This is a genomic window from Lysobacter sp. Soil_C_15, assembly GCF_057657315.1.
Genome location: NZ_JBDGIR010000012.1, coordinates 106,766 through 116,238 on the forward strand (window position 1 = coordinate 106,766; position 9,473 = coordinate 116,238).

Consider the following 9,473-nt stretch of genomic DNA (forward strand, 5'->3'; position numbering starts at 1 on the left):
CTGGCCGCCGCAGGCCGCGACGGCAAGCCGCAACGAAAAGCCCGGCGCAAGCCGGGCTTTTTCTTTTCCGTCGTCCGCTCGCGCTCTGGCTTGGCCCGCCGCTGCGGGCAGCGCCGCTCAGCGCAACGCGAACGAACGCAGGGCCGAGGTTTCGGTGTCGATGTCCAGCACCCGGCCGTGCGCGTCGAACAGCAGCAGATGCCCGGCCTGCTCGCGCACCGCCACGCCCAGCCCGGGTTCGGGCCATTCGATCTCGGCCACCACCTGCCCGGCCAGGTTGAGCGCATAGGCGCGCGCGCGGCGCTCGTCCTGCAGCCAGGCCAACAGGCCGGCGTCGAGGGTGCGCAGGGTATGCCAGAACGGCTGCGCGGCTTCGCTCGGCGGCGCCAGCGTCGCGCTGCGCCGCTGCCGGGCCCATTCATAGGCCAGCAACAGGCCGCCCTCGGCCTGCGGGTCGGCGAACACCGGCAGCGCCGCGGCGTACGGATGCAGATACACCGACTCGCCCTCGCCCGGCGTGCGGATCGGATTGCGCGAGACCAGCGCGCGCCGCGCGCCGGTGCGGTAATGCCAGGCCGAGGCGTACTCGCGCTCGCGCACCAGGTACACCTCGTCGCCGGCGAAGTACTGGGCCGCGACCACCGGTCCGCCCAGGTCGCCGACGCTCCACAGCGCGTCGAGCCCTGGTCGCGCCGCGTCGAGCACCGCGATGCGCTCGTCGGCGACCACCGACCAGGCGATGCCGTCGTAGCGGTCGGCGAAGAACTGCAGGCGCATCGCGCCGAGGTCGTCGACGCGATGGCGGACCAGGTCCAGCCGGGTCACCCGCGCGATCGCGTCGCGCCGGATCACCGCCAGCGCGACTTGGCCGCTGTCGCCGATCACCAGGTGCGAAGCCGGCACCGGATAGCGGCGCAGGCACCGACCCTGGCGATCGAACGCCGCTACCCCGGCCTCGCCCAGCGCGACCAGATAGCGGCCGCCGGCGAGCGCGGCGACGTCGAGCGGGCGCTGCAACCCCGGCGCGGGATCCAGCCGCAGCCGCGCCGGCTCGCCGGTGCGGTCCCACAGTCGCTGGCGCGGCAGCGGCGGCGTCTGCAGCGCCGGCAGATCGGCCTGCAGCCAGGGGTCGCGCGACAGCTTCAGCAGCCGCTGCAACTGCTGGGCTTCGAGTTCGTTGGCGCCGAGGGCGCGATCGGCCGCCAAGGCCGGCAGCACCCGCGTCGCCAGCAAGGCGAGCGCGCGGTTCTGGCCCTTATGCGCGGCCAAGGCCTGGCCCAAGGCCGCACGCGGCGCCGGCGCCGCGGCCGGGTCGGCCAGGGCTTCGATCCGCGCTGCGTAGTGGATGAGCGTATCCGGCAACAGCGCGGCGCGCTGCACCAGGGCCGCGGCCGACAGTTCGGCGCCGGCTTCCTCGGCCGCCAGCAGCCAGCGCGCGGCCTGCTCGCGCGAGCCCGGGTCCGGCCACACCGCGTCGACCGCGGCCAACCAGCGACCTTGTTCGACCAGGGCCTGGCCCCATTCGCGACGCAGGGCCAGGGCGTGCTCTGGATGGGCATGCTCGGGATGCCCGTTCTCCAGCATCGCCACCGCGCTGGCGAAAGCGCCGTCGCGGCGCGCGACCAGCACCGCGCGCTCGCGGTCGCCGGCCAGCATCAGCAAGCGGATCACCGTATCGGCCGGCATGTCCCAGCCCAGCGCGAGTTCGGCGGCCTGTTGGTTGCGCTGGTGGCGGACCAGATAGTCCAGCGCTTCCTGGCGCACGTTGAGCAGTTCGGCGAGCACGAACGCGGCCTCGTCGACCCGGCCGTCGCGGTCCAGGCGCTGGAACGCGGCGCGGTAGCGCTTGCGCAGCAGTTCCCGGGCCATCTCGCCGATGTCGATGTTCAGTCCATACGACGCCTTGCCGTGCAGGCCCAAGTCGGCGCGCCGCCCGGGCAGGCCGAAGCCGGCGCCGACGCCGGGATCCTGGCCGTCGATCGGCAAGGCGTGACGCAGGGCCTCGAGCAGATCGCCGCGATCGAACTGCTGCATCAATCGCCGCAGGTAAGCGCCCTGGCGCGCGCCGAGCAGGCTCGATGCGCGGCTGGCGACGGCCAGGCGCTCCAGCCACTGGCGCCATGCCGTCGGCGGCGGCGGGGTTCGTCGCGCGGGCACCGCGTCCGTCGTCGCCGCGCGCCCCGGCGCGGCGCCACGGCCCAACAGCCATCCGGCCATGCGCTCGCGCGTAGCGGCGACGCGCTGCCACCAGCCCTGGCCGCCTTCGCGACCGCGCGCCAGCCGCTCCAGGAAGGCCTCGCGCTGCGCGCTCGGCGCCGGCACCCGCGGGCCGAACACCTCGCGCACCGGCTTCACCGGCAGGCGCTCGCGCCGGCCTTCGGCGACCGCATCGCTGCAGTCGTAGGTCGGGTAAAGCGGGTATTCGTCGAGGCCGATCGCCAGCGACGGATCCAAGACTTCGGCCCGGCTCAGCTCCAGGCTGAGCAGCCCGCCGCCGAGGCTAAGGTGCAGATCGGCCGGCGCCAGGCCGGCGCGCTCGGCCTCGCTCAGCGGCCCGGAATACAGCGCGTGGGCGCCGATCCGGCATAGCGGCAGCCCCGGCGCGCGCTCGCAACGCATCGGCCGCGGCGGATCGAAGCACAGCAGGTCGCCCTGGGCGAAACGCCAGGCGCGGCAACCCGGCGCCCAGGCCTGCAGGATTCGTTCGGCGCGCGATTCCGGCGCCAGCCAGGCGGCGTCGAACCACAGCGCGGCCACCTGCTGGCGTCCGCGCCAGACCGGGTGGCGCGCGGCGGCGCGCGCGTTCGCGGCGTTACCCGGCTCAGTCATCGCCGCCCTCGTAAACCACTACGTCCCGCCCTTGATGACGCAGGATCGTCAGCCGCCCGGACACGTCGATCAGGGCGATCGTATCGGCCGCCGCGGCGACGCTGGCGACACTGATCTTCTGCGGCGAGGCGTACAGCGTGGTGCGTTCGCGCTCGCCGATCCGCACCACCGCGCGGCGCTCGGGGTCGAGCGCGATCAGGCCGGGGCCGTCCTGCGGCATCGGCGCCAGGCCGATCACTTTCCACTGCGCGCCGAGCGCGAGTTCGAAATCCTGCTGGCCCTGCCGCGCGCTGCGCCGCCACACCCGCCAGCGGCTGTGGCGTTCGCCGCCGCGTTGGCCGGCGCGGAACTCGACCGCGACATCGCCCTGCCAGCCGTCGCTACCGGCGTGGCCGAACAGGAAGCCCGCGCTGGCCTCGCCGGTGCAGGGCAGCGTCGACAGCGTGCTGTTTCCTTCGCGATCGAACCGGCACACCTGCACGCCCTCGCCGCTGCGCTGCAGATAGAACGCGCGCTTCGGCGGCATCGCGGCGAAGCCGATCACGCCCTCGAGCATGCGATAGCCGGGCGGATCGCAGCGGCGGCCGTTGCGCGGATGGCGCGCGCTCCAGCACAGCAACCGGCTGCCGCTCCACAGCAGCAGATGGCGCTGCTCGTCGCGCCCGTCGAGGTCGGCGCATTGCATCAGCCGCGCCTGGCCGGGCGCCGCGTTGAGATGCTGCGGCAGCGGATGCGGCAGGCTGCCCCAATTGGCCAGTTGCCAGGCATCGAGAAACTGCGAACGGGTCAGCACGCCGGCGAAATGGCGTCCGCTCAGACACGCGGCGAGCAAGTGCCGGTGCCTGGCCCAGCGCGTGGTCTTGGGCGGCGACAGGCGTTGCGACTCGTGCGGCGGCGTCAACCGCTGCACGTAGGCCGCGCTTTCGCCCGCCCACAGCGTCGCCACCGAACGTCCGTCGGCGGCGACGATCGGCGGCTGCTGCCGCGACAGCCGCGCGCTGGCGGGGATCTTGTGCCGGGTCGCGGCGAGGCGCTCGAATTCGCCGCGCAGCAAGCGGCTGGACGGTTCCGGGTCGGGCAGGCGCAGGCGCAGTTCGCGCCGCGCCTGGCGCGCAGCGACGGTGACCGCAAGCTCGTCGGCGTCGGCGCGGAGCACGTCGACGCGATGGCCCAGCGCGTAGCCCGGCGCATGCGCGCCGACCGACCAGCGCTCGCTCGGGCTGGGTTCGGCCGCATCCAGCGCCTGCGCCCACTGCGCCTGCAGGTCGCCGGCCAGGTCGACGCCCTGCTCCGCGCTGGCGCGCGCCTGCGCCGCACCGCCGGTCAAGCTGCGCGCGCTGAGCAGGCGCTTGAGCGCCGCAGGCGAATCGGCCTCGTGCAGCTCGCCGGGCCGGGCCAGCACGCCCCACGCGAAGCGCGCGCCGGCGGCCTGGGCGCGCTGCGCGAGCAGGATCCATAGCGCGGCGTGGACCAGGCGCGGCGCGCCGAGCTGGCTGGGTCCGGTGTCGAACACCGCCACGGTCAAGGCATCGACCTGGCGCGCGACCAGTTTCGGGTTCAGGAACAGATGCTCGCCGCCGGCGGCGCGCCGATCGAATTCCTCCGGCGCCGCATCGGCCAGCGCCCACTCGCTGAGCAGCAGGCGCTCGTAGGAACCGCGCCTGCGCAGATCGTCGATGCCTTCCGGCTCGGCCGCGCCGCGCTGGGCGCGCATGCGGAACGCGCCCAGCGCCGGGTGCAGGCGCAGCAACAGTTCGCCGAGCACGCCGGCAATCTCGGCGTCGAACCAGATCAACCACGGCGCCCAGGGCTGGAGCGTGTCCGGCAGGCGCATCGCTCAGTCCCGCCAGTGGGCGCGGATCCGCGCCAGCAAGGCGTCGCTGGCCGGCAACGCGCGCTGCAAGGGCAGCAGCCGGCGCGGCGCGCGCAGCATCGCCAGCGGCGCCGGCCCGTGCCGGCGCGCGATCGCCCGCGCCAGCAGGTCCAGCGGCAGGTCCGGCCGTTCGTGGGTCGGCAGCCACAGCGTGGTGGCCTCGGCGCGCGGCGCCAGATAGACCACGCCCTCGCACCAGGGCAGCGCCTCGGCCGCGCCGGCGACGATCAGGCTGTCGTCGTTGGCGGTCAGGGCCAGGGTTTCGCGCGCATGCGGTTGCAGCCGCTCGACCGCGTCGAGCAGGCGTCGCGATGCCGCGCCGATGCCGATCGCGCCTTGCGGCGTCGGCGGGGCCCCCTCAGCCCGCCAGTGCCAGTTCATACCGGCGCCGTTATCCGCGCGACCAGCCGCGCGCGCTCGGCGGCGAGTTCGGGTGGAATCGAGACGGCGTCGAAGTTGGCGTCGATCTCGCGCAGCACCGCTTCGGCGCCGGCGTGGTCGCCCGCGGCCGCCGCCAGGCTGGCGCGTGCGGCCTCCAGCAGCCGCGCCTCGCGCGACAAGGGCTGCAGCACGGCGTACTCGACCGCCGCGCGCAGGGTCGGGTTGGCCGCCGCCGACAGCGAATCGCGCAAGGCGTCCTGCGCCGCCGCCTGCGCTTCGCGGGTCGGCATGACGTAGAACAACGGCCACAGGTCGGCCTCGCTGGCGCGTTCGCGCCCGGCCAGCACCGCCGCGGCCGCGATCAGCCGCTGCGCCTTGACGATGCGCCGGTCCGACAGGCCCAGGCCGGCGCCGCGCAGCTTGCGGATCGCGTCGGCGAGCAGGCCGCGCGCGCTGCCCAGATCGACCTGGTCGACGCAGCGGCTCAACGCGTCGATGTCGGCCAGGTCGGCGTAGTGCTGCGGGCGCGCGCGGCCGGCTTCCCAGCCGCCTTCCAGCAGCGCTTCCAGTTGATGGTCCGGCACCGGTTCGACGAACAGGTGCAACAGGAAACGGTCGGCGAAGGCCGCCAGCGACTCGTCGTCGGGCAAGCCGTTCGCGGCGCCGACGCAGACCCGGAGCGGACAGGCCAGTTGGGTGTGGCCGCGGCGGAACCGGCGCTCGTTGAGCACTCCGAGCAAGGTGTTCAGGATCGCGGTGGAGCCGAGGAAGACTTCGTCGAGAAAGGCGATCTCGGCCTCGGGCAGCATGCCGCTGACATCGGTTTCGACCACGCCCTCGCGCAGCCGGCGCAGGTCGACCGGACCGAACAGTTCCGAGGGCTCGGTGAAGCGCCCGAGCAGGTATTCGAAATAACGCCCGCCCAGGGCGGCGGCGACCCGGCGCACCACCGCGCTCTTGGCGGTGCCCGGCGGGCCGAGGATCAGCAGGTGTTCCTGCGCCACCGCGGCCAGCACGATGAGCTCGGCGAGCTGTTCGCGTTCGACCAGCCCGGTGGTGGCGGCGTGCACCGCTTCGCGGACGCGGGCGGCGGCCTGCTGCGCGGCGGAGAGTTCGTGCTCGGACATCATCGACGGCCGGAATCCTTGGCGTACGGGGACGACGGCACGCGGACCGCGGCCGGCCTCCCCAGGGCTGGCGTAGGGCGCGACACCAGCAACCCGGCGCCACCTGCGCACTGTAGGCGCTGGCCTGCACGAACCGCAACCTGCGCCACGTACTCTGAACGCCGCGCCGGTCTATCCTGCCCGGTTTTTCATTACCCTAGTGCCTCGCCACGCCCGGCCAGGACGCCGTCATGCCCGAAACTCCGCTCGAGGACCTGCTCGCCGCATTCGCGGCCAGCCCTCAGAATTCCGCCCTCGGCGCGCTGGTGCTCAAGGCCTGCCTGAACGCCGGCGACCCGGACGCCCTGTTGCGCGCGCTCGAGCTCGGCGGCGAGACCCTGCTCGCCGAGCCGGCGCAGCGCGACGCCGCCTGGCGGCTGCTGCTGCAGCACCGCCGCGACGCCGAGGTGGCCCGGCTGGCGCCGGCCAACTCGGCCGCCGCGCTGCTGGCGCGTTCGCGGCTGAGCCTGGAAGACGGCCGCCGCGACGAGGCGCGCGCGCTGTACCAGCAGGCGATCGCGCTGAACCCGGCGCTGGAAGACGCCGCGCTGGCCAACGAACTGGCCGGCAAGGTGATCTCCCTGGCCCATGCGCGCCGGCAACAGGATGCCGTGCCCGGCAACCGGCTGCAGACCAGCGTCGCCAACGACGATACCGACGCCGAAGACGTGGTGCGCCTGCTGCAACCGGCGCAGGAGCGGATCGCGTTCGCCGACGTCGGCGGCCTGGACGAGGTCAAGCAGCAGATCCGCCGCCGCATCATCACCCCGTTCCTCAAGCCATCGCTGTTCGAACGCTTCAAGCGCCGCTCCGGCGGCGGCATCCTGCTGTACGGCCCGCCCGGCTGCGGCAAGACCCTGCTCGCCCGCGCCACCGCCGGCGAATGCGGCGCGCGCTTCTACAACGTCGCCATCACCGACGTGCTGGACATGTACATCGGCGAGTCCGAGCGCAAGCTGCACGCGATCTTCGAACAGGCGCGGCGGACCGCGCCGTCGGTGGTGTTCTTCGACGAGGTCGAGGCGATCGGCGGCAAGCGCCAGCATTCGCGCGAAGCCGGCTCGGCCAAGCTGGTCAGCCAGTTCCTGACCGAACTCGACGGTTTCGGCCAGAACAACCAGGGCGTGCTGATCCTCGGCGCGACCAACGTGCCCTGGGCGGTGGATTCGGCGTTCCGCCGGCCCGGCCGTTTCGACCGGGTGCTGTTCGTGCCGCCGCCGGACGAACCGGCGCGGCGCGCGATCCTCGACCTGCTGCTGCGCGAGCGCCCGCTCGACGGCGCGATCGACGCCGCCGAACTGGCCCGGCTGAGTTCGGGCCATTCCGGCGCCGACCTGCGCCACCTGGTCGAAAGCGCGATCGACGAGGCGATCGACGATTCCATCGAGCAGGGCCGCGAAGTGCCGCTGAGCATGGCCCACCTGCGCACGGCGCTGAAGGACAGCCGCGCCACCACCCTGGAATGGCTGACCACGGCGCGCAACCACGCCCGCTACGCCAACCAGGGCGGCCAGTACGACGAAGTGCTGGAGTTCCTCAAGCGCCACGGAGGCGGCTGATGGCGGCCTCGGTCTATCGCCTGCCCGACGAACCGCTGCCGTCGGGCCTGTCGCGCTACGCGGTCGATCCGCTGTGGCCGATGCTGACCCTGATGCTGGCCGGCAACGGCTTCGGCCTGGCCTGGTTCGCGTTCAACAGCTTCGCCCTGGGCAGCCCGACCCGCGGCCGCGAACTGGCCCTGCTGGCGCTGAACCTGGCCGGCGCGGTGGCGCTGCTGTGGCTGCTCGGCGCGCTCGGCCAGGCCGGCTGGCTGCCGCCGCGCTACATGGCCTATGCCCTGCTGTCGCTGATCACCCTCAAGCTCGCCACCGGCTACGCGCTGTACATGATGCAGCAGCGGTGCTTCGAGCTGTGGGAGTACTACGGCGGCGCGGCCCGCAACGGCCTGCCGCTGTTGATCCTGGCGACGTTGTTCGCGCGCCGCCTGTTCGATCTGCAATGGCCGGCGCTGCTGCGCATGGTGCTGGAATGAGCCTGGAGCCGCGCGCATGAGCCTGGACCTGTCCCGCCACGCCCTCGCCCTGGCCCGCCGCCATTACGGCCACGGCCAGGTCGACCAGGCCATCGACGTGCTGCTGCGCCTGCTCGGCGAAGAGCCCGAGCAGGCCGAGGCGCACGCCCTGCTCGCGTTCTGCCTGCTCAAGCGCAAGCGCCTGCACGTGGCTGCGCTGGAAGCCGCGCGCGCGCTCGAACTGGAACCCGATTCGGTGTCCGCGCACCTGGCCGCGGCCCTGGTCGCGATCGCGCGCCGGCGCTTGGCCGAGGCCGAAACTCATTTGAACGCGGCGCGCGAGCTCGACCCGGCCTCGGCGGTGATCGAGGACGGTTTCGCCCGCCTGCACCTGGCTTGGGGCCACGACCAGCGCGCCCTGGAGCATGCGCGACGCGCTTGCGAACTGGAGCCGGAGGATCTGGATTACCGCGCCCTGCTGGCGACCCTGGAATTCCGCCGCGGCGACCGCGGCGCGGCCGAAGCGCTGGCGCGGGAAGTGCTGGAACTCGACCCCGAGCACCTGGAAGCGCTGTGCGTGCTCGGCCACTGCGAACTGGCCGCCGGCCGCGTCGACGACGCGCGCCAACACGCGGCCTGGGCGGTGCAACTGGACCCGATGGACGAACAGGCGCTGACCTTGCTGGCGGCGGTCAAGGCCCGGCGCAGCCCGCTGCTGGGCCTGTGGTGGCGCTTCCAGAGCTATCTGACCGCCGGCTCGCGCACCCGCACCGTGGTGATGCTGCTCGGCCTGTTCCTGCTCTACCAGGTCGGCATGATCGCGTTGAGCCAGAACGGCCTGCAGCGCTGGACCCTGCCCTTGTCGCTATTGTGGCTGGGCTTCTGCGCCTACACCTGGATCGCCCCGGGGCTGTTCTGGCGCTCGGTGAAGAAGGAACTGCAGCAGGTGACGCTGCGCCCGGGGTTCTGAGCCGCCTGGTTCGCCGCGCGACGCGCAAAACGCCTGCCGTTGCCGTTGCCGTTGCCGTTGTCGTTGTCGTTGTCGTAAAGAGCTTGGCGCCGCTACGAACTCGCGAGAACGCCCTGAAGCCCCGGAGGGCGGCCCGCAGGGATGCGGGCCGTGCGCAGCCAGGCCAGGATGGCCTGTGCGGAGCAGCCCCGCGCAAGCTGCGTCCCATAGTGGCTTTTGATTCGAAACAGAAATGGCGTTTTC

7 protein-coding genes are annotated in these 9,473 nt (G+C 73.1%); 3 read left to right on the top strand and 4 right to left on the bottom strand.

Features of this window, described 5'->3' with window-relative positions; translation table 11 throughout:
* Positions 1–117: 117 nt before the first annotated feature.
* From AC3A57_RS21365 to AC3A57_RS21380, 4 genes are read right to left on the bottom strand one after another with little or no spacing between them, the layout of a single operon-like run.
* Positions 118–2,829 (bottom strand): bpX6 domain-containing protein, encoded by a 2,712-nt coding sequence (locus AC3A57_RS21365; RefSeq protein WP_487580735.1) that lies wholly within the window; start codon positions 2,827–2,829, stop codon positions 118–120.
* Positions 2,822–4,663 carry a hypothetical protein gene (locus tag AC3A57_RS21370; RefSeq protein WP_487580736.1) on the bottom strand — a complete coding sequence of 614 codons (1,842 nt, stop codon included), beginning with the start codon at positions 4,661–4,663 and terminating at the stop codon, positions 2,822–2,824. Before AC3A57_RS21370 ends, AC3A57_RS21365 begins: the two co-directional genes overlap by 8 nt.
* 3 nt (positions 4,664–4,666) lie before the next feature.
* Positions 4,667–5,083 (bottom strand): bpX5 domain-containing protein, encoded by a 417-nt coding sequence (locus tag AC3A57_RS21375; RefSeq protein WP_487580737.1) that lies wholly within the window; start codon positions 5,081–5,083, stop codon positions 4,667–4,669.
* Positions 5,080–6,210, bottom strand: a complete 1,131-nt coding sequence (locus AC3A57_RS21380; RefSeq protein ID WP_487580744.1) for an AAA family ATPase — start codon at positions 6,208–6,210, stop codon at positions 5,080–5,082. Before AC3A57_RS21380 ends, AC3A57_RS21375 begins: the two co-directional genes overlap by 4 nt.
* A 230-nt stretch (positions 6,211–6,440) precedes the next feature.
* On the opposite strand from AC3A57_RS21380, the gene AC3A57_RS21385 reads away from it, so the two are divergent.
* The 3 genes from AC3A57_RS21385 to AC3A57_RS21395 are packed head-to-tail and all read left to right on the top strand — an operon-like array spanning position 6,441 to position 9,230.
* Entirely contained in the window at positions 6,441–7,808 is a 1,368-nt protein-coding gene (locus AC3A57_RS21385; protein WP_487580738.1) for an ATP-binding protein, read from the top strand.
* Positions 7,808–8,281, top strand: a complete 474-nt coding sequence (locus AC3A57_RS21390) for a hypothetical protein (RefSeq protein ID WP_487580739.1) — start codon at positions 7,808–7,810, stop codon at positions 8,279–8,281. Before AC3A57_RS21385 ends, AC3A57_RS21390 begins: the two co-directional genes overlap by 1 nt.
* A gap of 16 nt (positions 8,282–8,297) precedes the next feature.
* Positions 8,298–9,230: a tetratricopeptide repeat protein gene (locus AC3A57_RS21395; protein ID WP_487580740.1), complete on the top strand. Its 933-nt coding sequence runs from the start codon at positions 8,298–8,300 to the stop codon at positions 9,228–9,230.
* Positions 9,231–9,473: the final 243 nt, after the last annotated feature.

Coding starts and splice junctions, on each gene's coding strand:
- AC3A57_RS21385 (WP_487580738.1), top strand. CDS start 6,441: ATGCCCGAAACTCCGCTCGAGGACCTGCTCGCCGCATTCGCGGCCAGC.
- AC3A57_RS21370 (WP_487580736.1), bottom strand. CDS start 4,663: ATGCGCCTGCCGGACACGCTCCAGCCCTGGGCGCCGTGGTTGATCTGG.
- AC3A57_RS21395 (WP_487580740.1), top strand. CDS start 8,298: ATGAGCCTGGACCTGTCCCGCCACGCCCTCGCCCTGGCCCGCCGCCAT.
- AC3A57_RS21390 (WP_487580739.1), top strand. CDS start 7,808: ATGGCGGCCTCGGTCTATCGCCTGCCCGACGAACCGCTGCCGTCGGGC.
- AC3A57_RS21375 (WP_487580737.1), bottom strand. CDS start 5,083: ATGAACTGGCACTGGCGGGCTGAGGGGGCCCCGCCGACGCCGCAAGGC.
- AC3A57_RS21365 (WP_487580735.1), bottom strand. CDS start 2,829: ATGACTGAGCCGGGTAACGCCGCGAACGCGCGCGCCGCCGCGCGCCAC.
- AC3A57_RS21380 (WP_487580744.1), bottom strand. CDS start 6,210: ATGTCCGAGCACGAACTCTCCGCCGCGCAGCAGGCCGCCGCCCGCGTC.